This is a genomic window from Sagittula sp. P11, from assembly GCF_002814095.1.
Taxonomy (GTDB): Bacteria; Pseudomonadota; Alphaproteobacteria; order Rhodobacterales; family Rhodobacteraceae; genus Sagittula.
Window position 1 is genome coordinate 688,477 of record NZ_CP021913.1, and the last position, 26,121, is coordinate 714,597.

22 protein-coding genes are annotated in these 26,121 nt (G+C 62.9%); 6 read left to right on the forward strand and 16 right to left on the reverse strand.

Going from position 1 to position 26,121, the window contains the following annotated elements:
- Positions 1–6: 6 nt before the first annotated feature.
- Together CDO87_RS03320 and CDO87_RS03325 are read left to right on the forward strand one after the other, a co-directional pair.
- Positions 7–771 carry a ChaN family lipoprotein gene (locus CDO87_RS03320; RefSeq protein ID WP_100927445.1) on the forward strand — a complete coding sequence of 255 codons (765 nt, stop codon included), beginning with the start codon at positions 7–9 and terminating at the stop codon, positions 769–771.
- 10 nt (positions 772–781) lie between these two features.
- The gene (locus tag CDO87_RS03325; protein ID WP_100927446.1) at positions 782–1,087 is read left to right on the forward strand and encodes an antibiotic biosynthesis monooxygenase; all 306 of its coding nucleotides are present in this window, start codon (positions 782–784) and stop codon (positions 1,085–1,087) included.
- A gap of 4 nt (positions 1,088–1,091) precedes the next feature.
- On the opposite strand, the gene CDO87_RS03330 is transcribed toward CDO87_RS03325, so the two are convergent.
- Positions 1,092–2,281, reverse strand: a protein-coding gene (locus CDO87_RS03330; protein WP_100927447.1) for an IS3 family transposase whose coding sequence is annotated in 2 segments (ribosomal slippage) — positions 1,092–2,029 and positions 2,029–2,281 — 1,191 coding nt in all. Because the reading frame shifts where the segments join, the coding sequence is not laid out codon by codon here.
- Positions 2,282–2,440: 159 nt separating this feature from the next.
- The gene (locus CDO87_RS03335) at positions 2,441–3,721 is read right to left on the reverse strand and encodes a hypothetical protein (protein ID WP_157814903.1); all 1,281 of its coding nucleotides are present in this window, start codon (positions 3,719–3,721) and stop codon (positions 2,441–2,443) included.
- Here CDO87_RS03335 and tnpA point away from each other — a divergent pair.
- Genes tnpA through CDO87_RS03355 form a run of 4 tightly spaced genes read left to right on the forward strand, consistent with a single transcriptional unit; the run spans position 3,710 to position 6,749 of the window.
- Positions 3,710–4,126 carry an IS66-like element accessory protein TnpA gene (gene tnpA / locus CDO87_RS03340; protein WP_100927449.1) on the forward strand — a complete coding sequence of 139 codons (417 nt, stop codon included), beginning with the start codon at positions 3,710–3,712 and terminating at the stop codon, positions 4,124–4,126. The genes CDO87_RS03335 and tnpA overlap by 12 nt on opposite strands.
- Positions 4,123–4,473 carry an IS66 family insertion sequence element accessory protein TnpB gene (gene tnpB / locus CDO87_RS03345; protein WP_100927450.1) on the forward strand — a complete coding sequence of 117 codons (351 nt, stop codon included), beginning with the start codon at positions 4,123–4,125 and terminating at the stop codon, positions 4,471–4,473. The genes tnpA and tnpB overlap by 4 nt, the downstream gene beginning before the upstream one ends.
- A gap of 60 nt (positions 4,474–4,533) precedes the next feature.
- Positions 4,534–6,159, forward strand: a complete 1,626-nt coding sequence (tnpC, locus tag CDO87_RS03350; RefSeq protein ID WP_100927451.1) for an IS66 family transposase — start codon at positions 4,534–4,536, stop codon at positions 6,157–6,159.
- Positions 6,156–6,749, forward strand: coding sequence for a plasmid pRiA4b ORF-3 family protein (locus tag CDO87_RS03355; RefSeq protein WP_027264264.1), 594 nt, complete (start codon positions 6,156–6,158; stop codon positions 6,747–6,749). The genes tnpC and CDO87_RS03355 overlap by 4 nt, the downstream gene beginning before the upstream one ends.
- A 20-nt stretch (positions 6,750–6,769) precedes the next feature.
- Here CDO87_RS03355 and CDO87_RS03360 read toward each other — a convergent pair whose 3' ends face one another.
- From CDO87_RS03360 to CDO87_RS03425, 14 genes are all read right to left on the reverse strand, one after another.
- Complete coding sequence (locus CDO87_RS03360; RefSeq protein ID WP_100927452.1) at positions 6,770–8,230, reverse strand: ATP-binding protein; 1,461 nt, start codon at positions 8,228–8,230, stop codon at positions 6,770–6,772.
- A 1,554-nt stretch (positions 8,231–9,784) separates the two neighbouring features.
- Positions 9,785–10,015, reverse strand: a complete 231-nt coding sequence (locus tag CDO87_RS26650) for a hypothetical protein (protein WP_157814904.1) — start codon at positions 10,013–10,015, stop codon at positions 9,785–9,787.
- Entirely contained in the window at positions 10,012–11,016 is a 1,005-nt protein-coding gene (locus CDO87_RS03370) for a peptidoglycan-binding domain-containing protein (protein ID WP_100927454.1), read from the reverse strand. Before CDO87_RS03370 ends, CDO87_RS26650 begins: the two co-directional genes overlap by 4 nt.
- A 16-nt stretch (positions 11,017–11,032) precedes the next feature.
- A complete protein-coding gene (locus CDO87_RS03375; RefSeq protein WP_100927455.1) occupies positions 11,033–11,311 on the reverse strand; it encodes a hypothetical protein in 279 nt (92 codons plus the stop codon).
- Positions 11,308–11,661 carry a DUF6107 family protein gene (locus CDO87_RS03380; protein ID WP_254698317.1) on the reverse strand — a complete coding sequence of 118 codons (354 nt, stop codon included), beginning with the start codon at positions 11,659–11,661 and terminating at the stop codon, positions 11,308–11,310. The genes CDO87_RS03375 and CDO87_RS03380 overlap by 4 nt, the downstream gene beginning before the upstream one ends.
- Before the next feature lie 12 nt (positions 11,662–11,673).
- Positions 11,674–14,244 carry a hypothetical protein gene (locus tag CDO87_RS03385; protein ID WP_100927456.1) on the reverse strand — a complete coding sequence of 857 codons (2,571 nt, stop codon included), beginning with the start codon at positions 14,242–14,244 and terminating at the stop codon, positions 11,674–11,676.
- Between the two features lie 148 nt (positions 14,245–14,392).
- Positions 14,393–16,891, reverse strand: coding sequence for a hypothetical protein (locus tag CDO87_RS03390; protein WP_100927457.1), 2,499 nt, complete (start codon positions 16,889–16,891; stop codon positions 14,393–14,395).
- Entirely contained in the window at positions 16,891–19,629 is a 2,739-nt protein-coding gene (locus CDO87_RS03395; protein ID WP_100927458.1) for a hypothetical protein, read from the reverse strand. The genes CDO87_RS03390 and CDO87_RS03395 overlap by 1 nt, the downstream gene beginning before the upstream one ends.
- On the reverse strand, positions 19,626–21,437 hold the full coding sequence (locus CDO87_RS03400) for a hypothetical protein (RefSeq protein ID WP_157814905.1): 1,812 nt from the start codon (positions 21,435–21,437) through the stop codon (positions 19,626–19,628). Before CDO87_RS03400 ends, CDO87_RS03395 begins: the two co-directional genes overlap by 4 nt.
- Positions 21,434–21,937: a hypothetical protein gene (locus tag CDO87_RS03405; RefSeq protein ID WP_100927460.1), complete on the reverse strand. Its 504-nt coding sequence runs from the start codon at positions 21,935–21,937 to the stop codon at positions 21,434–21,436. The genes CDO87_RS03400 and CDO87_RS03405 overlap by 4 nt, the downstream gene beginning before the upstream one ends.
- Positions 21,934–22,431, reverse strand: a complete 498-nt coding sequence (locus CDO87_RS03410; RefSeq protein WP_100927461.1) for a hypothetical protein — start codon at positions 22,429–22,431, stop codon at positions 21,934–21,936. Before CDO87_RS03410 ends, CDO87_RS03405 begins: the two co-directional genes overlap by 4 nt.
- A 1-nt stretch (position 22,432) precedes the next feature.
- Positions 22,433–24,934, reverse strand: a complete 2,502-nt coding sequence (locus tag CDO87_RS03415; RefSeq protein WP_100927462.1) for a hypothetical protein — start codon at positions 24,932–24,934, stop codon at positions 22,433–22,435.
- The gene (locus CDO87_RS03420) at positions 24,931–25,554 is read right to left on the reverse strand and encodes a hypothetical protein (protein ID WP_100927463.1); all 624 of its coding nucleotides are present in this window, start codon (positions 25,552–25,554) and stop codon (positions 24,931–24,933) included. Before CDO87_RS03420 ends, CDO87_RS03415 begins: the two co-directional genes overlap by 4 nt.
- Before the next feature lie 61 nt (positions 25,555–25,615).
- The gene (locus CDO87_RS03425; RefSeq protein ID WP_100927464.1) at positions 25,616–26,074 is read right to left on the reverse strand and encodes a hypothetical protein; all 459 of its coding nucleotides are present in this window, start codon (positions 26,072–26,074) and stop codon (positions 25,616–25,618) included.
- Positions 26,075–26,121 lie beyond the last annotated feature (47 nt).

Genomic DNA, 26,121 nt, shown 5'->3' on the forward strand with positions numbered 1-26,121 from the left:
AAAGCAATGCCCCTGAACGCCTCCATCCCCACTGCCCTGCTGCTCTTTCTCGCGATACCCGCGCTGGCCGATCCCGTGGCCGATATCGTCATTCTGGGCGAGGTCCATGACAATCCGGACGCACATTTGGGCCAGGCCGCCGCCCTGAGCGACCTGCAACCCACCGCTGTCGTCTTCGAGATGCTGACCGCGGAGGAGGCGCGCGTGGCCGACGCCAACCGCGACGCTATCGCCGACGCATGGGAGGCCAGCGGCTGGAGCGACTTCGAAATCTATGCGCCGATCTTCGACGGGTTGGGCAACTCGCGCATCGTGGGGGCCGCCGCCCCGCGCGAGGCGGTGCGCAGGGTCTATTCCGACGGTGCCGCCACGCTCTTCGGGCCGGATGCCGGGCATTTCGGGCTGGACACGGACTTGCCGGAGGACCAGCTGGAGGCGAGGAGGCAGCTTCAGTTCGACGCGCATTGCGCGGCTATGCCTTTGGAAATGATGGACGGGATGGTCGCGGTCCAGCGCTATCGCGACGCGGTCTTCGCCCGGGCAGCGCTAGAGGCGCTGGAGACCTACGGTCCGCCCGTGGCCGTGATTGCCGGCAATGGCCATGCCCGTACCGACTGGGGAATCCCTGCGATGATCGCCCGCGCCGCGCCGGACGTGAGCACCTATGCCTTGGGCTTCGTCGAAGCAGACAGCGGCGTGCCCTTCGACGAAATCCGGGTCGTGCCGCCCGCAGCGCGCGATGACCCCTGCAAAACCTTTAAAACCAACTGAGGACGCCCCCATGTATCTTGCCATGAACCGTTTTACCGTGCCGCTGGAGAACGCCGCAGAGTTCGAGGAGCTTTGGCTGAGCCGCGAGAGCCGCTTTCAGGACATGGAGGGTTTCGTGTCCTTTCACATGCTGAAGGGACCCGAGACGGACGGCCGCGTTCTCTATGCCTCGCACACGGTCTGGCAAACGGAGGCGCATTTCCGCGCCTGGACCACCAGCGAGGAATTCCGCGCCTCCCACGCCCGTGCGGGCCAGACACGCAAGCTGCACGAAGGTGCGCCGCGCTTCGAAGGGTTCACCGTGACCTGCCACTGAACTTTCATCCAGCCACGACCGGAGCCCGGTTAGTGTTTACGCCGGTTGGCGCAGGTTGAGCAATCGCCCGGCGCGCGGAGCTTTCATCTCGCGCAGCGGGGCGGGCGATTGCGGTGGTCAGGGTCCGCGCGTAGGCAGCCGGGGTCTGGTAATCCAAGGCCGAATGGGGGCGCTCGGTGTTGTAGTCCGTAGCCCAGGCTGCGATCACGATCCGCGCATGGGCCAGATTGCGGAACATGGTCTCGTTGAGCAGCTCGTCGCGCATCCGGCCGTTGAAGCTTTCGACGAAACCGTTCTGCATCGGCTTGCCCGGCGCGATGTAGTGCCATTCGACCCGGTGCTCGGAACACCACCGCAGGATCGCGTTACTGGTCAGCTCCGTCCCATTATCGCTGACAATCATGCCGGGCTTGCCGCGGCGCTCGATCAGGGCCGTCAGTTCACGCGCGACACGGCGCCCTGAGATCGAGGTGTCCGGGATCGCCGCCAGGCATTCCCGGGTGACGTCGTCGACCACGTTGAGCACGCGGAAGCGCTGGCCGTTGGCGAACTGGTCATGGACGAAATCCAATGACCAACGGGCGTTCGGTCGCGCCTCGACCAGGATCGGTGCCCGCGTTCCGACCGCCTTGCGCCGCGCCTTCCGCTTGCGCACCGTCAGCCCTTCTTCGCGGTAGAGCCGATAGATCCGATTGATCCCCGAGGGCTCGCCCTCGCGGCGCAGCAGCACGAACAGGCGCCGGTAGCCGAACCGCCGACGCTCGTTGGCCAGGTCCCGCAACCGGCCGCGCAGAACCGTGTCCGGCGCGCGCTGAGATCGATAGCGGATCATCGTGCGATCCGCGCCGACGATGTGGCAGGCCCGCCGTTCCGACAGGCCATGCTCAGCCTGAAGATAGGCGACGACTTCGCGCTTCACCGCGGGCCCTACCACTTTTTTGAAACCAGATCCTTCATCGCCGCCAGATCCAGCATCTGTTCGGCCAGAAGCTTCTTCAACTTGGCGTTCTCATCCTCAAGCGCCTTCAGCCGCTTGGCCTCTGATACCGTCATGCCACCGAACTTGGCCTTCCAGTTGTAGAAGGTGCCTTCCGACATGCCGTGCTTGCGGCATAGATCGGCGCACTTCGCGCCGGCCTCATGCTCGGCCAGGATGCCGATGATCTGCTCGTCCGTGAATCTCGTTCGCTTCATTGTCCGTCCTCAGGTTGGGCCGGACTCTAATCGACGGTGGAGGAAAAATCCCGTGGCAGGTCACGCCTTTCGGGCCCAAAGTGTTGGCAAAGTCTTCAGCCAAGCGCGTCCGCCTCAGGCCTAGACCGGACCTACTTCGCATGCTCAGCGTCGGAACAATCAGGTCGTGGGCGTCAAATCATTGCGTGCGATATCTAGCACCCACCTCTTGGCCGCCAAGCTCGCTATCCTTGTCTTAAAAATAGGCGCTCTACGGAACTCACACTCGAGTTCGCTACCCCATTTCTTCTCCAACATCTTTAACAAAGCCGCCCCCGATCGCCACCCAGCGCCAAGCTGCCCTATGGATACCCTCCCAGAACCATTCCTTTTTATGTCTCGCGCGACATCCTCATCCACCAATCTGTTTGAATCCTCCCCCAGAACAAATACACCAGGCACAGTCTCAACCTCAAAAAATTCAGATGTGAGAGAATTGTAACCAGCAACCTCGAGAAAAGAGTCGTATCGAAAATTAAGGGGGATACAAACCCGCTTCAGATCCTCAAGCTCCATCAGAACTTCTTTTGCGGTCAAAAATTTACCCTTGCAAAAAGCAAAAGGCAGGTGGATTTCTATGCCCATATCAGAATAGAAGTGAGACGATATAAGCATCTGCTCCGATTTCTTAAGCAGACTTTCATCAATCAGCGAGATCTGCTCCTTAAGCCAAGCTTCTATTACATCGTCAGGCGCTGTAATCGACGAAATGTCTCTCGCAGCGCGCTCCGTTTCGCCCTCAATGACGCCAATATAAGGAACAGTTAAGCGCGAATTGGACCTACGCAGCGGACCGACATCCGCTGAAACAATTCCACCAACGGAGATATAGCCATAAAAATTGCCTTCATTTTTGACTAGAGAATTGACGTCCAATGCCGCAATTCCGAAAGCATCTCCATCAGGTTTCGCAACTGGCCTCAAGCTTTCCTCGGGGTTGAAGTTGTCTTTCCGGACGAGTTTTTCAATGCCGAGCTCCCGCAACAAATTTTCGCCATCTTTTCCATAAACATCTGGAGAATGAATAAAACTCGACCCATTTCTCTTGTCTGTGAAAACTATCTTGACATCGAGGAATGCGCACATTTGGCGCAAGGCCACCCTAAGACCTTCTGAAATAACATTTTCTTCTACGATCACGCCCCCGTAACGTTTTGAGTAGATACGTTTTTCTTGAAAACCCACATCAAGGGAGGACTTCCTCACAACAAGCGTAACCCTTGTGTTGACGCCGAATGGCAGCTCATCTTGTCCGCCCTCACGCAGTAGTGGACGAGCGGTCAACCCTCTAAAATCAAGAACTCTGGTATTATCCAGCCCGCGATCATAGGTATGCCTCCGGTGGAGGCCGTCTGACGGGGTTTCAGCGTCGGTGCTAAGTCCGACCTTATGGCCGACCATAAGTTCAGACCCGAGATTGAAGTCCTCTCTGCCGCGGATGCGCCGCGCCGTCGTCACTGGAGCGATGGCGACAAGATCGCGATCGTGAAGGAGAGCTTCCTGGGGCATCGCCAGGTGACAGCCACGGCGCGGCGGCATGGCGTATCTCGCTCTCTGCTGACGATATGGCGGCGCCAGTATCGCGCTGGCGAACTTGGCGCCGAGACACCGCCTTCCTTCATCCCGCTGGCTGTTTCGCCGCCCATGGCACCTCCGACCGTGCCCGCGACCGCACGGGAGGCGCCACGCAGCACGCCTGATGTCCAGCTCGAGATCGTGCTGAGGAACGGGCGACGGCTTCTCGTCCCTTCGTCGGTGGAGCCAGAGGTTTTGGCGCGGCTGCTGCCGGCCCTGGAAAGCCGATGATCGCCTTCCCGGCGGGGGTGCGCGTATGGATTGCCGGTGGGGTCACCGACATGCGGCGAGGGATGAACACCTTGGCGCTGACAGTGCAGCAGGGTTTGGGACGTGATCCGCATGCGGGCGAGATTTTCTGCTTCCGCGGGCGCAAGGGCGACCTGGTAAAGTTGCTTTGGTACGACGGTGTCGGCATGTCGCTTTATACCAAGCGGTTGGAGGCCGGGAAGTTCATCTGGCCGACCAGCGGAAGTGGTGAAGCGGTGCAGATATCCGCAGCCCAGCTCGGCTATCTCTTGGAGGGGATCGACTGGCGCAATCCGCGCTGGACGCAACGCCCTGCAAAGGCGGGATAAATTGGCTTCTCCAGCCTTATTCTTATGGGCTTTCCGATGCCTGCATGGTAGGTCTCGGCCATGTCAGATGCCGCTTCCGAGATCACCAGATTGCGCGCCGCGCTTGCGGCCTCGGAGGCCCGTGCCGAGGCCGCAGAGAGCGAGCTGGCGCAGACCCGGGCGGTGGTCTCGACCTCGGAAGCGATGATCAGGCATCTCCGGCTTGAGATCGCCAAGCTCCGGCGCGAGCAATATGGCCACAGCTCCGAGCGCCGCGCCCGCCTGATCGACCAGATGGAATTGCAGCTTGAGGAACTCGAGGCCGCAGCCACTGAAGACGAGATCGCCGCCGAGAAGGTAGTGAAGACCACGTCCGTCGCGGGGTTCGAGCGTCGCCGCCCGGCCCGCAAACCCTTCCCGGAGCATCTGCCGCGCGAGCGCGTGGTGATTTCGGCGCCCACGGCCTGTTCCTGCTGTGGCTCGGATCGCATCGTGAAGATGGGCGAGGATATCACCGAGACGCTGGAGGTCATTCCCCGGCAGTGGAAGGTGATCCAGACGGTCCGCGAGAAGTTCACCTGCCGGGCATGCGAGAAGATCAGCCAGCCGCCAGCGCCGTTCCATCCCACGCCCCGTGGCTGGGCTGGGCCCAACCTGCTGGCGATGATCCTGTTCGAGAAGTTCGGCCAGCATCAGCCGCTGAACAGGCAAGTCGAGCGCTACGCCAAGGAAGGTGTCGAGGTCAGCCTGTCCACCCTGGCTGACCAGGTCGGCGCCTGCACCGTTGCGCTGGAGCCGATTCATGCGCTGATCAGGGCCCATGTCCTGGCCGCCGAGCGGCTGCACGGCGACGACACCACGGTGCCGCTCTTGGCCCGGGGCGGCACGAAGACCGCGCGGCTCTGGACCTATGTCCGCGACGACCGGCCCTTCGCGGGCGGTGCGCCGCCGGCCGCGCTGTTCTACTTCTCGCGCGATCGGGAGATGGCTCACCCGAACCGGCATCTCGCCGGGTGGCGGGGCATCCTTCAAGCCGATGCCTATGGCGGTTACAACGACCTCTATCGCGGCGATCGTGATCCCGGTCCGGCCGGAAGCGCGCTCTGCTGGAGCCATGCCCGGCGGAAGTTCTTCGAGCTTGCCGACATCAAGGGCAATGTCCGCAAGGGCAAGTCCGCCCACGATATATCTCCTGTCGCACTGGAGGCGGTGGCAAGGATCGATGCGATCTTCGACATCGAACGCCAGATCAACGGCCATGATGCCACGTTCCGGCTCGAGGCCAGGCACCGGTTGTCCTGTCCCTTGGTTGAGGCATTGCACGCTTGGCTGCGCGCCGAGCAGGGCACGATGTCGAAGCACAATCCTGTCGCCAAGGCGATCAATTACATGTTCAAGAAAGACCGATGGGAGGCCTTCACGCGCTTCCTCGAGGATGGGCGGGTCTGCTTGACGAACAACGCGGCCGAGAGAGCACTCCGCGGTGTGGCCCTTGGCCGGAAGTCATGGCTCTTCGCCGGCTCCGAGCGCGGCGGTGACCGCGCCGCCTTCATGTATTCGCTGATCGTCACTGCGAAGATGAACGATGTCGACCCTCAGGCCTGGCTCGGCGACGTCCTCGCCCGGCTGCCTGGCACGACAGCCTCCCGGGTGCCGGATCTCCTGCCTTGGAATTGGTCCCCGACACGGCAAAGGATCGCCGCATGACCCTGATCGCCCGCCTCCGGATCATCTTGAACGACGTCGAGCCAATGCCGATGCGCCACATCGAGGTGCCGCTGAAGATCAGGCTCGACCGGCTGCATGAGGTCATCCAAGCGGCCATGGGCTGGACCGACACCCATCTCTACGAGTTCCGGGTGGGGGATGCCGGTTGGGGCATGCCCGACCCGGACGGGTTCTACGACGGCCCCATGGACGCGAAGAAAATGACTTTGGAAAAGCTGCTCGACCAGACCGCCACCAGGACGATCCAGTATGTCTACGACTTCGGTGATGACTGGGACCACAGCATCCGGATCGAGCGGGTGGGCGAGGCCACTCAGGGCGTGACCTATCCGCGGCTTCTGAAGGCCGCGGGGGCCTGTCCACCGGAGGACGTCGGCGGCGCCTGGGGCTACGAAGAGTTCCTCGAAGCCCTCGCCGATCCCGATCACGAGCAGCACGAGGACATGGTCCACTGGTCGGGCGGGGACTTCGACGCCGAGGATGCCGGGGCCGGCACCATCATCGAACGCTTCGAGCGGCTGGCGAAGAAATGGGCCCCGCGGCCTCGCAAACCCAAAACTACGATCTGAGTGACGCCAGCGACCGCGGCCTACGCCGGATGGTTACGATCATAGCGACGGGAAGCAACTTTCACCGCATCCGAAATTTCGAAGACGGAAAAGAACCCAATTCCAAATTTCCCAATAGCCGACACCTTCTTTGACTTAAGGCCAGGAAACTCCGCAATGAGGGCCTCAGAGTTCCAGAAAGACTTTCCAAAGTCCACCAAAGTCGTACTTAAAGTGCTCTCACTCATGCCTATTCCATCATCGTCAACCGTTACAATTGCGAGAGCCGAATCTGATGGATGGTGGTCAATTACAATTGAAACACTTCCCATTTCACGACCAGCGTTTAGAAGAGATCGCTTCGCCCTGACTGCGTCCACCGAATTTTGTACTAGTTCTCGAAACGGGACAATTTGGGAGGGACCATACAAATTTCTCCCTCCCAAAGTTCTCGCCATTAGAAGCGGGTCTGAAATTTTTATGCTCGCATCAATCGGACGCCAAGACGTTGTTCGAACCCGCTCAGAAAACTCTGCTGGCGAAACAACTCCCGATACGCGCGCAGCAGCGAAGCTTTCAAGCCCCATGTCTCCAAGTATCGCATTAGACGACTTTATTTCTCTATCAAGTAGTAGGGCCAGATCATACGCTACCCACCAGGCATCAGCGTCGTCCACAGAGAAGGATGTCGAGGATGTAAAGTTGATAGCGTCTTTGGTTCGCGTAAGCCGGTTCAACTTGTTTTGCGCTCGCCAATGGAGATCTGAAACCCCACTGGGTCCTAAAGCAGCATAAGCCATAATAGGCGCCCGAGTTCGGTCCACTTGCGCGGCGTCTGCGCATCTAATCAAACACCCAAGTTTTCGTTCATTGACGACCCAAGACGGAGGCAATTTGTGGCTTCCGCCGACAGTCTCGCGAAGATCTGCTTGAACTCTCGAGGGGCTCCAATGGTGACTGTGCGCAATCCTGCCGATGGTTTCGCCGAATGAAAGGCGCAATTCGCTGTCATCAATTAGGTATATGGTCCCGGAAGTTTGTGATTTCCACTCTCGAGTGCAAAGCATTGAAGCTTGTTCTGCATGAAGTCCTCGGAGGACTTCGAACAATATTGCGTCTTCATTATCACCGTTTTCCAGACCCGTTGCCGCGTCTTTCCACAGAGTGGTTTCACGCAAACCTTCTCGTCCCTTCTCATAAGCAAGTGTTGTCAAACCGGCATCGTGGACAAGCGCCGCAGCTCCGAAGACAAACGCCTCCGCGGGATTTAGGCTCCAACTATCTCCAGCCACGAGCTCAGCGGCTTCCCACATTGCGTCAAGATGCGAGATATCATGGACAGTGAGACCCCTGCAGTCATTCGGAATATGAGAAACCAGTTGAGCCACTTTGCTGCGCATGTTGAGCAGCTGTTGCCTGAGCATTTCTCGTTCTTCACAGTGTGGGTCCTCTGGCCGCGCTTCAAGAGCGTCAGTCCAAAGTCTCGTATTCTTAAAACCCATGTCCGACTCAGCATTTTGTTTGTCCAGACCATGAGCGTACCAGCCTCATCGCGTCTTGTGATAGACGGTGAAATAGAATTTTTGGTTGCAAGGATCATTTGGAAACTAGGTCAACGGCCGGCAAAGATAGTGGCAATCGTCAGCTTCTTTGCCCCTTATCTTGGGACTGAGTGGCAGGCACCTCGGGCGCTGACAGAGCCGAAACTGATGGGTACTGCTCAGCGTTTGGCAGCTTTTCTCGCAATACAAACCTATGTAGGCGGCTCAACGAAGGTAAGTTCTACGCCGTTATTGCGAGATTCCGAACGCAATCTGTTGCGCACTCTGGACCATCCGAGTCGGATAATCTCGGACGGTCGGACAACAGTTGTCTCGGAAAACGAATATCTCTGTATTTTTAGGATCTTAGTGGTGCCCCCACACGGACTCGAACCGCGGACCTACTGATTACAAATTACGAAGCAATCAAGTATTTTCAAACACTTAGAATATTTTGGCTGTCGAAAAATTCTGTTCCTTTCCAATACCTTCCAAAATGTCGAACCGTCAGGGTGTCGGATAGCTAGGGCACGCCGCCCGCCAGGCTGGCGCTGGCAAGCAACTTGAAATGCCGAGGAACAATTATAGGTTGCGAAAAAATGGGCATGGCTCCGGAATGCAGATCCCGATACCAAAAGGCTTCTCAGCAACCGTCATATGCGGACAATGCGACGGCGACGTCGAACCGCTGCCAGGTGGGTCAGATCAGCCTGACCAAGTGGTGTGTGTGAACTGCCAAAATACTGCGACCGTTCTCGCTGCCCGGTCATCAGTGCAGAGGTTCGTCAAGTATGAACATGTACGCCAGCTATACATGGAAGCGATCAGAAAGACTGGCGCTGACAAGCCGAGCAACGAGACCATCGATATTATGGAAGACGAGGAATTTCCCTTTGTCCTCAAGCCTGAATGATACAGCGCGGGCGACCAAATGCTGGATTTCAAGCGGATGGCCCACTCACCTAGCGTTCTATCACGTCAGCATCGAGGTGCCGCTAAGCCAGCGCTGATACCGCCACTAGTCCCAACAGTATAATGGCAATCGTGACGATCAGATACTCTATCCTCAAGTGATTGTAGAAAGGTGTCGGAGAAAAGCAGTCCCCGCACCGCGAACTGCCAAACCGCAGCCGGTGCCCGCAAAGGGGACAGTGAAACAATCTGACAACTCGCATTCTCGGTCCCACGATCCTTGCAACCATCGAAGGTTTACCTTCTGTGATCCAACGGAATGCAGCAAGTGTGATGGTTGTGCTTGATTAGCGTTGGCTAACTTTTCTGCGCAAACTCTCTGCACTGCCGCAAAATCCGGCCCGAAGCACAAATAAGCCCCGCCCGGCTGTCACACCAGGCGAGGCTTTGTCGTATGAGGAGAGGCTGCCCTACGGCGCGGGCCTTCATGGGCACGCCGCCCGGTAGTCGGAGATCTGCGCCGTCAGCCCCTCGGCCGTCTTCTGAGTGTCCGACCTGGACGGCAAGAACAGACCTTCGCCCCAGATCCTGCAAAGCGTGTGCTCAGTCTCGATACCGGATGTCGGCCGGTTGAGCCACACGGCGCAGCCGCTCACGGTCAACACGAGCGCGCACCTCAGAGCTGCGGCGGAAATCCCTTGCATCGGCTTTGTCCTTTGCGGTGCGGCGGCCGCGACGGGCGCCCAGGTGGAAAAGCAGCAGGCCCGCGATCAGCAGGCCCACGGTGTGGGTGACGGCTTGGCCCAGGGCGCTGCCGGCAAGCCAGCGCATCATCGGCCCACGTTCGCGCCGGTGCGCGCGTCCTCGATGCGAGCGGCCTTCATCTGCCGGATCAGGATGTAGCCCAGCACCAGCGCGCCAATTGCCAGCAGCACCGGCCAGTTCTGCTGCAGGGTCGGCAGCAGGTCCTGAGTGTCTGACATCAGATCCCGCACGACAGGCACCGCAGCCAGCACCCCACCCCCGGTCAGCGCGACCTCGGCCGCATCGCCGCCCTTCATCGTGCTGGAGCCCTCGGCCCGGAGATCCGCGGGCTCGATGTCACGCAGCCGGCGGGGTTCGGCCTTTGCCAGCATCGCCCAGGTCTGTTGCCCTGCCACGGCATCGGTGGCCAGCCCGTTGTCCGCCTGGAAGGCCAGCAGCGCCGCCCGCGTCAGCTCGGCAAACTTGCCATCAAGCCGGCCGGAGAAGTAGCGCAGGCTGGCCAGGTCCTCCTGCAGAATGCGCACGTCCGCGCCCTGGTCGCCGAAGCGCAGCACGGGCCGGTTGCTCGCGGGTGCGGCCTCGCCCAGGAACGACTTAATCTTCGCGCGCAGGTAATCGCCCACGGGATAGGCGCCCACGAGGTCGGGCTTGTAGGGTAGCCGGGCGATGTCCCACTTGCCCAGCTGGCGCACGCCCAGGGTCGGCTGCACCTCGGCATGGGTCAGCACGGTCTCGCGTGTGACGGGGATGCCGTGCGCCCGGCAGAGATCCGCGACAAGGGCGCAGGTTGCATCCACCTGCACCTCCGTCAGGGGCGATGGGCCGGGGCTGAACGGCATTTCGATGGCGTCCCGCATCCCGCACATGGCAATCCCGATCGAGCCGGTATTCAGATCGCGGGTGTGCGCGGCATAGTCGCCGTCGCTGGTCACGATGTTGTCGGCCAGCTCCTCGGTGCCGAAGATGATCCGGCCGTCATGTTCCACCAGGCGGTGATAGTGGCGGGTATCGAGGGCATTGGCGCGGCCGCCGCCGCCCGTCCAGTGGATGATGATGCGTTTCAGTCCCATGTAGCTTTCCTTTCAGCTAAGGCCGACGAACAAAGACCCGCCACGCGGCCGACCAGATCAGCCCGTGCATCCCGAAGTAGACGGGTATCCAGCTCAGGGCGCGCGGCGGGCGATAGTCGTGGATGAGCTGCACCTGCTCGGCGGCGTGCATCAGCAGCGACACGGACAGCAGGGCCGAAAACAGGCGCATGGTGAAGTTGATCCGCAGCGGCCAGCGCAGCTGCATGACGAGGGCTGCCAGAAGGACGGCAGAGATCACGTTGACCGGCACCAGGACATAGCTGACCGCGATCATTCTCTTGGCTCCCGATTGCTCCGCAGGCGGGCCGTCTCACGAAGAAGGCTGACCAGCCAGTCGTTTGATGAAAGCAGGCGCGCGATCACTTCGAGCACCCACCAGATGACAAAGCCGGTCAGCGCAGACCGCGCCAGAACGGCATCGAGGTCGTCGCCGCCCATCCAGGTCATGAAGGGCAAGCTGTCCGCCAACGGCGCGAAAATCACCCCCATGGTGATACCGACCAGCGCGCGGTAAACGGCATTCCGCGTGCCCTCCGGCGCCACCATGATGAGCGAGGCCATGACGCCAACCATTGCGCCGATCACGCGCACAGCCGCGCCATAGAGCCATTCGTTGTCTTGCATCAGATCCTCTCGTTACGCGTTCAGCCCGTGGAGCTTGTTGGAGGCGTTGATGCTCTCAGAGTGAGCCTTCACCTCCACGATCAGTTTCAGGAGCTCGGCCGGATCGGGCGCCGCCGGGTTGCTGATGTGCGCGCTACCAGTCACCGCTGGCATAGCCCCGGTGCCCACCGTTGTCGTGACGTTGGCAATAGCCGGCTGCCGCGCGCCGATGACCTTGTCTGCCCCGACGAAATAGGCGCCGTCGTGCCGGATGCGGAAACCCGTTGTCGGCGCACCCGTGTAGTCCGTCACGCCCTCAATGAAGTCCCGGCCGTCAGTGCCGAGCTTGCCGGTTTCAATGAGAAGCTCCGGCTCCGTCGCGCCTGTCGTGCGGGTCTGACGGATGACGGCCACCGACCGCTGATAGTTGCCGCTTTCCGCCAACAGGGCGACGTCGCCATCTGCTGCACCGAAACCGGGCGAGTAGACAACGTGCAGCCCCGGCCCCTTGTTGTTCTCGTTCTGCCTGAAATAGGCGATCGTGCCAGCAAATGCCGGTGTGCCTCCGGCATAGAAGCGCGCGAACATATTTGCCGCCGCAACATTTTGCCCCGCCATCGGCCCCGAGTAGCGGTAGGTTTCCTCTGGACCGAGCGTACAGGTCGGGCCGTTGCCTTCCCGATTGTCGAGGATCGCGCTCAGGGGGTTGAGGCCACCTTCGTCCCAGTCGTTGAAACCGATCACATGGCGGCCATGAAACGCGTTGGTGCCCTCGATACGAATGAGGCTCGGCAGCGCCCCGTTGTTCCGGAAGTTATTTCCGGTGATCGTACAACCAAGCCCAATGATCTCGATAAAGGTGTCGCATCCGACGGTCGTGCCGGGACCTTGGAAGTTGACCAGTTGGCAGCCGATGACCGGCGTATGACTGTCGATCCTGATAGCGGGGCGGAGCGCGCCGCCCAACAGGTTGGACCCGGCATGGAACTTGCAGGATTGAATGTGATGATGGTTGCCGCGCAGATCCATCATCATCCCATTGGACTTTTCGATCCGAAGGCCGATGAACTTGGAGCTGTTGGTATTGGCGGACGAGTTATTGCTGTTCAGCATGGTGATCGCCGCATCGCCGTCCGGCTGGCCGCCTCCGACGATCTCGCAGTTGATGCAGAACAGGTCCCACGCTTCGGTCGACTTCCACGCCGCGGTCCGGCCCGGCCGGAAGTGAACGTGCTCGAGCGTCCATCGCGCCGGGCGGTGCCCCTGGATGAGGGCCGTATCGGCGGAAGTGTTGATATAGAGGTCATCCCGTCCGATCGTCAGGTTCGCGATCTTCACGTTCACGGAGCCCGGATCTTGGGAATGCAGATCCTGGCCGGATGTAAACACGGTGCCCGTGCCCAGGATGTTCAGATAGGTGCCATAGGTCGAAGGCCCGGCCGAGCCCGTCGAGGCGATGCTCGGACCCTGACCGATGATCTGGATACCGCTGGGGAGTGCAAGCGCGCTCGGATCGAGGTTGATGACACCTGCCGGCAGGAAGACATTCGGCGCCCCACCTTCACCTAACTTGGCGCCCTCCCGGCTGGCGGCGGCGATCATGGCATTGAAGCGGGCCGTATGGTTTACGCCGATGCCCGGGAAGATGCCGAACGCTTCCGCGTGCCAGACCTTCCCGGCACTATACATCGGCCGCAAGTGCTGCCCGGCACCATTGTCCATCTGGACATCGCCACCCTCGTCCAAGGTTGCCCAGGCCAGCCCCATCACGACGTCGGTCAGGATCTCGTCGGGGCCATAGGTGTCGGCTGCTCCCAGCAGGGCCGCGGGATCGTCGTATCCGGGCCGATGCCGCCATGCCACGAAGTCGGAGTTTGCAGCATCCAGCCGGCGCCAGACCTTGACGCCACGGCCGACCAGTTGAAGGTGCAGATCGCCATCGGCAACCAATGCGCGGCCCTCTTCAACGGTGTCGCGCATTGGCGCTTGCGATGCTTCCGCGTAGAACCGGCTCGCCTGCTCGGACTGCGACGCAGCCAGTGCCGACGATGCAGCAGCCGTCTGGCTCGCGGCCGCGGCATGGGCGTCTGCGTTCACACCTGCCACTGTCGTCGTGGTCGGCCCCGTGACCAGCGATGTGCCGTCCGGAGAAAAGGCCAGCATCATGTCGCCGCGATCAGCGGGCGCGCCGTCGAAGGCGCCCACAGGACCGCGCGGCGTCGGCGTGCGCAATGTGCTCGCCAACTGCCGCTCAAGATCCTGCAAGCCCATGGTGATGCGGTTAAGCTGCTCCTGCAGGCTCACCTCACGCGGCGAGTAGACAGCCTCCCAGACCTGCCGGGCCTCCGTCACACGAACCAAATACATCGTGCGCCCGTCATGCGTCGCCGCGGCCGCCTCAGTCAGGATCACGTTTCCGTCGGAGGTCGAGCTTTTCGACGCGTCCGGGTCGATCGAGTATTCTTCCGGCTGGAGCGAGACCAGCCCGTCATCAGTCAGAACAATCGGTTGAACTGAACCATACGTGTATTCATGACCGACCGGATATGGACCGATCCCGTCGATAAAGTGGCCTTCCAGATCCGGCAGCTTCTCTACACCCATAGCGCGCGCCCTTCCGTGTCAGGTGTGGATGGTGCGCCCCGCCGGCGATGCCTCTTTCGCGGTTGCGGGGCGCACCCGGGCGACAGGCACATTTGCCTTGCCGCCAAACCCCACGCCGCAGCGCGGCCGGGGCTGTTCTGGATCAGGATCAACGCCCCTCTCCCAATGCGTTTGACCAGTCAGGTCCACGCTGCGGGGCCATCTCTCCGTGACCCCACCAATTGCCGTTTCCATAGTCCTGCCGCTGCTTCCGCTCCTGGCGCTTCCAGGTCGCCTCCGCATCCCCATCGAGCAAGAGTTGCAGCTGATCCGCCACCACGGCATCGAAGGCCACGCGCGTCGGCCAGAAGCTCGAGGCAACCGGCGTGTTGAACCGGACAAAATTCGCCACGTCGGCGCCCAGGTTGGTTTCCTCGCCCTCGATCATCGCGTTGACGTTGGACATGGGAATGCGCATCACGTCGCCGGCCAGGCCCGCGACGGGCCCGGCCAGTGTCTGCTCAATGCCGCCCCCAAAGCGGTTCCGCTCCGAGAATGCGAAATCGCCGAAGATCCCGAGACCGCCGGACTGCATGAGAGCGGCAAACCAGAACTTTGGTTCGTCCATCGGTCGCGGGTCACGGCCCTTAACCAGCTCCTTCAGCTGCACCGCGACTGCACCCATGGTCAGCATCGAGGCCGCGAGCGTCGCCAGATAAACGCCCTTGGTTTGCGGCGTCGGCAGCGACCGATAGAGGTGGATCTGCCCCATCGTCAGGGACAGGGCGTAATTCTTGAAACCCAGCGTTGACCGCAGCAGCTCGCCGCCGGCCGTGCCAGGGCGCGATGCGCCGAGCACCGACCGGGTGGCTCTCGTCCGCTTGGTAGGCACGAAGAGCTCCGCCTGATCCATCAACGCCGCCTGCAGCCGCAGCGCCACGCCTTCCGCGCGTGTGCGCGGGAGCGTCGACTGATGAGCCAGCCACCAGAACGGCGCGATGAAATCGGACCCGTTCGGCGCGATGAAGCGCCCGCCCTGGTCGAGACGCAGGGCGTCCCAGTCCTCGGCCGTGATGCCATTGCGCTCGAGGAGATTGCGCAACATGGGGTCCAGATCCGCCAAGGCCCGATCCGCCTCGCCGGCCATATGTCCCGCCGTTTCCATCTGAACGGCCGTCCTCATGCTGTCGGTCCAGTGGGCAAGCCCTTGGGCACGGATCACGAAACCGGACAGCCGGGACATGATGTCACCAGCCACCACATCGTTCGTGAGGCGCGCCGAACTGGTTGCGATCGACATGAGCGTTTCCGCGACGAAGCCGGCGCGGGCGGCGGTCTCGCGTGATGCGGAACTGAAGGTCAACGACATGGCGCGCGCCAGGACGTTTGCCGGGTTTTGGCCCATGGCCGTCGCGCCCGTGATGATCGTGGCCGTGTCGGTGACGGCCGACGCGATGGTGGCGCCGAGCTTCGTCGCCACGTTGAAGTGCCGGACGTTAGAGAAGAACCGGGCCCAGCCTTCATGCTCGGGCTGGTTCACCGCGCCGTTCGCGTGGAACATCTGGACCTGCGCGCGCTTTGTCGCCTGTGCGACGCGCTTTTTCAGGCCGGGGTCGCGTGACTTTTTCGCGATGATGTCGGCGGTGTTGACCGCAAACGCCAGCCCCGCGTTCGGGTTCGGACCGAAAACCCGCATCAGGGCGACCTCTCGGGCCATGGCGTCCATGCCCCCGATCATGGCCGCCCATGGGTCTGTCCGGCCAAACTGTTCGTTGTACGCCAGCCAGGCATCGCCGTTCTGGAAGTGCAGCACACGCGCGTCGTCGTACTTGCGATAGAGCGCCTTGCTTCCCAGCACCATCGTCGGCTCGCGATCCAGCGCGCCCTCCGTTGTGATCGTGTCGAAGATCCGCTGAAGGAACGCCAAGGCCTGAGGACGGTTCGGCCGCAAGGCCGCGTCCGTCACGAAGGGCTTGCCCGTATTCAAGTCAACGATGCGTGACCAGTCCAGCTGGTCAAACACGGTATCCGCCCAGCTATTGAAGCCGGCGGCCTGGATCGCATCAGCATCATGAGTGTGACGCACCCCGTAGTCTGCGATCTGGCCAATGTCCCCGCCCAGATCGTTGAACATCTCGCGCAGCCAGGTCTGAGTGCGGCGCACCTGGTCCGCAAAGCCTACGGCGATCGGGTTGCCACTTGGCTGGCCATGCAGCTCGCGCAGCAAGTCCCTCAGCCCGGCCTTGTCACGGTTGCTGCCAAGCACATTCAACCCCATGTGCCGCAGCACGTCGCGCAGATCCGCGCGAATGCGGGCCGTCAGCGCCTCCTGAAGGAACCGGACATTCTCTCCGGAGTAGGTCGAACCCGGCAACGTCTCGAACATATCCAGCAGCGCACGCGCGGCGTCGGGCGCGTCCTCGATCTGCGCCTTGATCCGCCGTGCCATCTGCAACTGGTTGAGCACCATGTGACGCCGCGAACGCCGGGCGCGCGAGGTCGTCTCCTTCAGATCCTTAAGGGCGGCCTCCTCCGCCTGGACCTCTGGCAAGATCTGCCTGTAACGGTCCAACAGCTGGTCGAACTCCTCGCCCGCTGCCTCGGCCTTGTCGGCGTCGAGATCGCCCGACTGGACGGCACGTTGCAGACAATCGTGAATGTTTGCCATCAGGCTACCCCTCTCGCAGCACATGCCGAAACCGTGACGTCCAGAGCATCATCCGCATCCAGCTCGGCGAGGATCTCGCTGACCTTCCACGTCCGACCATCAAGCTCGACGCCGAGATCCATCACGTCCGCCAGATCCGGCGCCTGCAGCGCCTCCTCGATCGCGTCGTCCACGGCCTCGGCCGCCGGGCTGGCCGCGCCATCCGGATATGGACCAATCGCCTGCGGCTCGACCTCGAGCGGCTGAGGCGCCGGCTCCGGGCCCCGCGGCGCGCCCAGGTCCTCGAGACCGGCGAAGGTTTCGCCGTCGATCGCACGCAGCGCGTCCGCCGGCGTCGGACCATCGCCGAACAGCCCTGCGTCGGGTGTGCCCACCTTGCGCGCCTCGACCGCGTAGCGGCGCAGGAAGTCAGCAACCTGCCCTGCTGGGGCTACACGCTCGCCGGGGAAGAACTTGCGCACCAGCGCGGCGCTGAGGGGCGCCATGGCGCCATCCAGCAAATCGGTGTCGTCCAGCAGCTCGCGCACCAGGACCGGCAGCTTGCCGTCGCCCGCGGCCGCCATGCGCCGCGCCGTCGCAATGGTTCGCACCGCCTCAAGGAGGTGGCCGGTGATGTCAAACTCTGCTGCCATGCGCCCGTCGCGCGCTGCCGCACGCATCCCGGCCCATTCCGGCGCAACCTGCTCCAGCGCCTGCACCAGTGACTTGAGATGTCCGCCCCCATCAGCCTCGGCGAACTCGGCCAAAATGTCCGGGGCCTCGTAGGCTGACGCGAATACCGCCTGACGGAGACGCAGCACCCCTTCGGCATTCAAACCGCCGCTGCCATCGGTCAACCCCGAACGCTCGGCTTGGGGGATGCCCGACATGGCTGCACGCACGAAAGGCGCATTCGCCACGGCGGACATTGGCTGACCAGGCTCGAGCAGGGAAAGGACATCAGCCGTGATCGCCTGCGCATCTACTGCCGCGCGCTCCGTCGCGGACATACGTGCAATCGTGGACGTGTTGGCCTGGCGCACGAAGTCGCGGCGCTGCTCGGCCGTCAGGTCGGACGTCCGCCGGGCGATCAACACGGGCTGGTCGACGCCTTCGGGGATCTCGTAGCCGGCCGCGATGATCTGCTGGCGGTATGCCTGCGCCCGATCAGGGTGCCTTTCGTAGGCACGAGCGATGCCCATTACCCGGCCATTCCCGCTTTCGATCATGTTGTCCGGACCGACGACGGGCGTGCCGCGATCCGCCTCCGGCGCCGGCATGAGGCGGGCAGGATCGAGACCGGCCGCGATGCGCGACACCTGTTCGTCACTGGCAGCGCGGGATCTGTCGCGCGGCTGCAGGTCGCCGGTCGCTTGCCGCAGGCTCCGCAGATCGGTCACAACATAATCGACGTCCACGCGGAAATCGTCGCCGACCGTGATGGTTCCGGTGGACGTGTAGCCGCGCTGCGTCGTGTAGGGTCTCGCGGCGGCTCGGGTGGCCGGCGCAGCATCCGGCGGCGCACCTTCGGTTCCGGGCCGACGCGGGCCTTTGTAACCCTCCCATGCGCCGGTGCCCTGGTTGCGCAAGATCCACTCGCCCATCCGCTCCTGCAGCTCGGGCGTCATCTTCTCGTCGCCGCGCAGCCGCAAGCCCTTTTTGACAAGCCTCAGGGTCTTGCCAACGATCTGATACCCCCCCATCGGCGTCGCCACGCGGTCGATCTGCGACTTGACCCATTGCGCATATGGCCCGGTCGGCTTGGAAAACTCGATGGCCTCGTCCACGGTCATTTCCGTGAGGCGCACGTTGGAAAACTTGCCTCCGGGCCTGTTGGAAAAGTTAAACAGGGCGTCGTAGTCGCCGCGGCTTTCCCCGGCAAAGATCCCCGCGCGGACCTCTGGCGTCATCGTGCCGTAGGGGGCCGGCCGGATCGACCGCCGACCGACAAGATCGTCTGCCGCCTCGTCTACCGCCTCCCCGCAGGACAGCTGATCGACATCTGCCGGCCGCCGCGCGCCGATACTGTCGGCCTTGATCTTGCCATAGCGCAGCACGCGGGCCGCGGCTGGCAACGCCGTTCCCAGGGCCGCCCCGCCAGCTGCGCCCATCGTGATTGACAGGAACGGGTTGGGCTCCTCGAGGTCCAGCCGTTCCGACGCGCGATACCGTTGCGGCAGGGTCAGGGCTTCGCCCAGGCCACCGGCCACCCCCTCCGCCAGCGCGATCTTGCCCAGCTGGCCCGTTCGCGAGAACGCCCCGAAAGGCAACATCATCGTGACGAGGGATGTGTTGTCGGTCGTGGCACCCCAGATCCTGCCAAGCAGCTCGGCGCTCATGCCTCCGCCATCGAGGACGAGCTGGGCATCTTCCCATTCTGCGCGCGCACGATCTCCGATGGTCTGGAAAAACTCCTCGCGCGAGGCCGGCAGATGTTCATACCGGCCGTCCGCGTCGTTCTCGCGCAGCTCCGCCCCGCGGGCAACGATGTAGTCCACGCGGTTGTTGAACTGTGCAGTCGTGGATCGGCTGCGCGTTTCCTCCGGGCCGGGCCCGTAGGCCGTGCCCAGGCTATCTTGCAGGTCGGCCAGATAGTCGCGCTCCATGTGCTCGAGGCGCAGGTTGCTGTCGCTCTCGATGCGCTCGGACAGAAGCCCCGCCTGGAACACGTCGCCCCAGTCCGGCGTCTGCGCCTCGAGCGGCGGCAACCGCAGCGGCGGCGCCTCGAAGCTGTCGTTCGTGCCGGTGGTCTGGTTCATTGACCGCCTCCGGTTTCACGGATCAGCCGACGCAGGCTGAATACGAACGGCGCGCCGCTTTCGTTGTAGACCACACGCTTGCCGCTGCGCGTGTCGGCCAGGGCGACGAAACGATCTTCACCAACCGCCATGAGGTAGAGGCTGTCGAGCGTTTCCGGTGCGATTGGCTCGCCATTGATCTGCGGCACCTGCCCGCCGGATGCTGCCCGCCAATGCTCGGCCGCCAGATCCGGATTGTAAGCGAGCGAGGCACCCCGGCCGCGTGCGGCCCGCTCATCACGGGGCAGCTCTTCATGGCCCAGCATCTCGAGGGCGCTTTCCACGGCCGACGCCCGGATGCCGACCGGCAACATGGTCATTTGGCCCCGGACTTCCTGCACGCCGCCTGTGGCATCGCCGGAGTTGAACTCGCCGGTTCCACCCATCACCGCATGCAGCGCCTGCTTGTAGGCCCGTTCGTCGATCTCGCCGCCGACCTCTGTCCGACCTGTACGCCGGGCATAGAGCGCGTCCGCCGCACCGATCGCGGCCGCAAGGGATGCCTCTCCTGCCGGCACGTCGGCAAAGAGGTCCTCGATCAAGCCATACGTCGCGCCAAGGCGTTCCGCCGCCGGCGGCAAGGTGACGTTGTTCGCCTCGATCATCTGCTGACCGCGCAGCGTCTCCAACGCGGTCGCCTTGCTGCCGCCCCGCCAAGCCATCGCTGCAACGTGGGCCAGCACGGGATCATCGACCACGGCCGTCAACCTGTCGGCGGTCCCGCCCTCGCCCAGCTCGTTTGCCAGAACGGCGGCCAGCGCCAGGCGATCTTCGGGGTCCTTGTCCACGGCCATTTGCCGCTGCAGGCGCGCCAGCTCCTCATCGTCGAAGAGACGCACCACGTCCGCCTTGACGTGGCCTTGTTCCACCAGCTGCTCGGCATCCACACGGCGCGCACGCAGCGCGGCCGCAAAATCGGGCGCGGTGTCGGTTGTGAAGTCAGGCAGATCCGTGATGGATTTGGGGTTGATCTGGCGCTGGTAGGCGATGGGATCGGCACCGTAGCCGCGCTGATGATCGGCACGCACCTTGTCCAGAAGCTCGAGCCGCTCGAGCTGGTACTTGTGTTTCAGCTTCCGTGACTTTTCCTGCTGGATCAGATCGTCAAGCTCATCCGTCGTCATGGCGAAGATGTTCTCGCGCTCGACGAAGAGCGAATAGGCCGCCATGGTCTCGGCGTACTGCGGGTGCGCCTGGTACTCCGGATCGTCCAGCCGCGCGATTTCGGCCACTGGCTGACCAGCCAGCATGATGTCGCGCATGTCGTTCAACTCGGCCTTGACCTCGACCTCGCGCTGTTTCTGCACACGCTTCTGCTCGGTGATGAACTCCTTGTGCCGCGCCTTCAGACCCGCCTCGGCCATGGCGCGATATGTCGCGAGGGTGTTCCCGTCCATGCCCTCGAAGCCACCTTCCAGATCCTCGGTCAGGAAGCCTTCAGGGTCGTTCTCGAGAAGATCGGCCGCGCGCGCGCGGCTGATGTCCCCGCGCAAGGCGATGCGGCGTTTCTCGGCCTCGGCCGCGTCGATCGCGCCGACTGCCACCAGCTCGTCGATCTGGCGGTCCACGTCGGCGATCATTTCGGCGCGGGCCTCCGGCGGCGCGATCGCGGCATTGCGCACGGTCTCATGCACGCTGGCGAGATAGGACGCCTCCAAGCTGCTGCTCATGTCGCCACGAACGGCGATGCGCCGCCGGGCGGCCTCGGCCTCGTCTATGACGCCCGCAGCCACCAGCTCGTCGATCTGCTGGTAGACCGTCTCCATCATCTGGCCACGCAGCTCAGGGGGGCCGCAGCGGCGCTGCGGATCGTCTGATCCACGAGGTCGATGTAATTGCCCTCGCGCTGCGCACGCCTTTGCCCGATGAAACGCCGGCCCAGACCAACCGATGCCGCGTTGGTCAGATCGTCGAACTGCAGCTGGAAACGCTCTTGATTGCGCTTGGACACGCGCGGCCGGCCTTCAGGGCCGGGCTGCATGTATCTCGACTGCAGCGCCTGGACGCCTGTCTGCCAATGCGCCTCAGCCGCGTCGGGATCTCCGATCTGCTCGGCCTCCAGAACCAGATCGTTGACGTCCTTCGTCAGATCGACCTGGTGGCGCTGCATTTCCCGATCAAGACGATCATTCTCCACGGCGACCCCGACGCGGGCCATGGTGTCGCCCAGTTGCGCAAGCACCTCGCCGCTCTGATCGACCTCGACGGGTTGGGCCTGAAAGCCACGCCCCGGATTGACGCCGCCGGTCGGGATCGTGAGCCCACTCATGACAGCAAATCCGGCCACAGATCGGGCGCCTGTTTCAGCAACGTGCCTGCCGCCCCGACGCGCCCCTTGTAGACGGCCATCCGGCCGCGCGCGTCGAGGACACGCTGATTGGCCGTCAGCTCGCGTTGCGTCGAACTGGCCCCCTGCCGGATCGCAGCCCCCTCAAAGGCCATTTCCTGCCCGGCCTGCTGCGCCAGATAGAGTGCTGTGGGACTGCCCAGGTCGAAGCCCCGCGCGCCAATGGTCGCCTGCTGCTGACGCATCTGGCGCTTCATCTTCTCGCGCGTGCGCCACTCTTCGATCGAAGCGAGCTGAGCAGCTTCCTGCTTCTGCGTCTCGATCTGCGCGGACTGCTGCTGCATGGCGGCGCGGGTCATTTTGCCCTGCTGCACCTGCCCATACATCGACAAGGCTGTGCCCGCGACACCCACCACCTGGCCTATGGTTCCCAACCCGGAAACAAGTGCAGCGACACCCGGCGCGAAACCACACATGCTATGCCCCCTCTTCCTTGATGGCCGCGACCCAGCCAGTAATGGTCATTGGGGCAAGCCCCCGCGGCTCGAACTCGAGCGCCACTTCGTCGGCATATGCGGACGTCACCGTTGAGCGGAGCGTACCCGACTTGACGACCGGCTGCGGGGCAAGGACGGGAAGGTCGAAGAGGAGCTGCCGCCTGTTGGACGCCCAGGCATCCCCATTGTTGCGCTCGACCGCCCGGACGTAGCCGCCGGACGTGCCAGAGACCATCACGGCGGAGCCCTTCTCGATCTTGCGCTTGCGGCCGCGACTGTCCCCGTCACGCGCCGCCGCGATGAGCGGCAACGATCGGAGCTTGTGGGTTTCATCGAACAGACCGATTATGGCCCGCGTCACCTCGTACTTCAGGGTGACGGTCCCGTCCTCCGCCACAAGCAGATCTTCAAGCCCGCCCTCGTCGGTCCAGGCCGCGACCGTTTCGCCCACCAGGTGCGGCACGTCGAATGTCGCGCTGGCGGGATCTGCGGTAAATGTCAGCGCACAATAGGCGTGGTTTGCCTCGACGGCCGGAACCTGAGATCTGCGTACACCGGAATTGTCCGCCAATTCCTCGACGCAGCGGATCTCCTGACCGTTGATCGTGCGCCGCACAATCAATGTCACCACGTCGCGAGCGCCGTCGGCCGACGGCGTTGCGCAGATGTCCTCGACGAACCCACCCGCGACCGGGACAGGCGCCCAGCCCAGCACGTCCTGCTTTGGATCGTAGACGAAGGCACAGAGGGTGCCATCGCCGCGACGTATCCAGCCCGTCTTGTCGCCGCCGGACTGCCAGACGATTTGCAAAAAGCCCGATGCTCCCAGATGCGCTGCCGGAAGGCTCAGATCCACCGGGTCCATTTCGTCTTGCGCCAGGTCGAACCGGACTTCCAGAAGCCGATCACCACCTGAAGACACGTAGAGCGGCCAGCCGTAGGGCGTCACCGGCCGGACAGGCGCCGCCCCTTCCCCTGAAACCGTGTCCAGCTTGAACGTGGTCGGCCCGATTGCCTCGCCGTTGTCTGCGTAGCCGCGCCGAACCTCGCCCAGCGATCCGACATAGACGCCGCGCTTGCCCTCGAGGAGCCAGCTGATCGCATTGCGAGAACCGCCACCGCCAATGTCGTAAGCGAAGCTGGACGTTGCATCGTCGCCAGGCAGGAAAGACCGATAAGCCCCCTGTTCGCTGGCAAAGAGGGTCCGCGGATCGGAAGGTGCGCCCGCTGCAAACATGCGCTGCTGGAACCATGCGAGAAACCGGGGATAGTCATATACCCTGTTCCATGCACCCAAAGACCACCGATAGGTCGGTTCATCAAAGACAGGCTGCGGGATCGGCTCGATCACCAGACCGTCAGCTTGGTTTTCGTCTGTGACCGACGTTATCTTGACGATGCCGACTTCGCTGGAGATGTGGCGATAAATCGTCGTGTTCGACACATCCACGCGCTGCTCGCCTGATGTGTGCACAGGCGGGTTCACGCCAGTTGTCGCAGTACCGCCGGCATAGATGGAGGCGCCGCCGATAACGCTGCCGAGCTGGTACACGTTGCCTTCCCACCGGACAAGCGATCCGCGCGGCAGCACCGCGTTGCCCACCCAGATTGCGACGGCTCGCCAGTCTTCCGGCTCCAGCCGGATCAGGGCGCCCACGTGATCCGGCGTGAATATGTCGCCCACCCCCAGGAGCTCAACGGTCGTTACACCGCCGACCTGCACCTGCGCTGTGGTGCCGATGTATTCCCAGTAAGCGTCGATCTGCGGCGGTCCCTCTGCGACCAGGTACGGATCTACGCCGGAGGTGTGGGTCGGGGCGAAATAGCCAACATTCCCATCGACCGCAGTCCCCAGGCTGTCGCCCGTGCCCCTGAACTCGTAGATCCGGTTTTCGACGAGACGCAGGTTGCCGACGACAAGATCCTCGCCGGCAACCCAAGGCGTCAACGCGGCAGCGTTGCCGATGTTGGCCCGCACGGTCTTGCCCTCGTCGAGGTTTTGAGGCCGGAATGGTCCAGCCTCCAGCTCGGCCGGCGCGAGCGTCCAGTTGTCCAGGGCAAACCGGCTGAGCTGCTGCATCGGGTTCCGCCCGTCCAACAGGTACATGACGTCGGCGTCCTGGCTCCAATTGAGGTTCGGCAGATCGTCCTCGAGGAAGGGCGTAGGCAGCTCAAAAGGCACTCCCCCATCGAGCACCAGAGAACCGTAGCGCCAGACCCGCATGATGCCGTCCGTGAACTCGAGCTCAACAGCATCGTTGCGCGCAAAGACGAAGGGAACGCGCACCGCCCGCTGATTGTTCAGCGTCGTGCCTTTGAAATAGGTCCCCGGCGCTCGAGTACCGCCGCCCTGCCGCATGGGAAGGAAACCCCGACAAATGGCCGCGCCGGTCTGATGCCGCTGGAAATCCTCACGAAAATGCAGCGTGGGGTCAATTTCGCCGCTGCTGATCGCGACCTGCGAGGTCCGGGTTGCCGTCATCGCGTCACCTGCGAAAGCCAGTCCCAGCCGGTGCTTTCGTCGAGACCATCCAGCCGCGCATCGGACGCGCTCGTGCGGTCGGCTGATTTTGCCACTGTCAAGGCATCGGCGAGGTCCTGACGCATGTCAGCCCGTTTCGTCCGGGTGGTCACCCATTTTGGCGCCAGCAGCACGGCGAGTTGAAGCGCCACCGCGTGGCGCACGAGATCCGGCAAATCGGCCTCGCGCTTGATGTCCCGAGTAATGATCGCCTGAACATCCTCCGCGTCGGCCCGGACATGATCTCCATCGCGGCGCCACTTGATCGGCCAATCGGGATTGCCGGCCGGGAACACGCGGCGCAGCGTCTTGAACTCTGCCGGCAGGCTGAAAGTGTACGGAAGGTCAGCGTCGGGCTCCGTCTCGGGCGAACCGGAAACGACACGCGGCAGCCTGACGAGACGGCGCACGAATGACCAATCGTAGCTTTCGAGCACCATTCCCAACGCCCGGGGGTAACGCTGCGCAGCCAGCACCGCTTCTTCAGTGTCGTCCCCGTAGGACGACAAGGGCCGCAACTCGAGCTCGATGAAGGCTTGCGACGCGATCTCGCTGTCTGTGATCGGAAGGGGCGTGGTCACGGTCGAGGCTCCGGAGGGTGCAGGCCGGGCTTCACGCCCGACCTAAAGTCGATGGCCCGGATCAGGGCATGATGTAGACGACCTGAAACTGCATCGAGCCCGCGCCTGTCGCCGCAGCCTCAGCATGGGCGTACAGGGAAAGCTGACCACCGGGATCGGAGGCGAGCCCAAGGATCGTCCAGAGCGCCAGGCCGTGCATGGCACCGCCCTGGGCGATCGGAGTGACGACGTTTTCGGTCGCCTTGGTCTGGTCGACCAGGGCGTCGGTATCGTCCTCCGATCCGATGACGATTTGCGCAAACCCCCAATTGGTGACGTTGAAGAACGTCAACGGGTGCAGGAGGCAAATCGACGGAAGACGCACCAGCTCCCACTTGGACAGGTTGCTGTCGGTGGCCGCGTTCTCGACCGTTCCGGTCGCCGTGATGAGACGGCCCTTGGCCGCGACCGGATCGGGCGGATCGGTGAGATACGACATTGCGGGGGTGATGAGGTTGGAAATGCCGGATACGACGGCCATTTTTGTCTCCTTCGGGATCTGGGCGGGCTATCGCCCGGCTGTGTCTG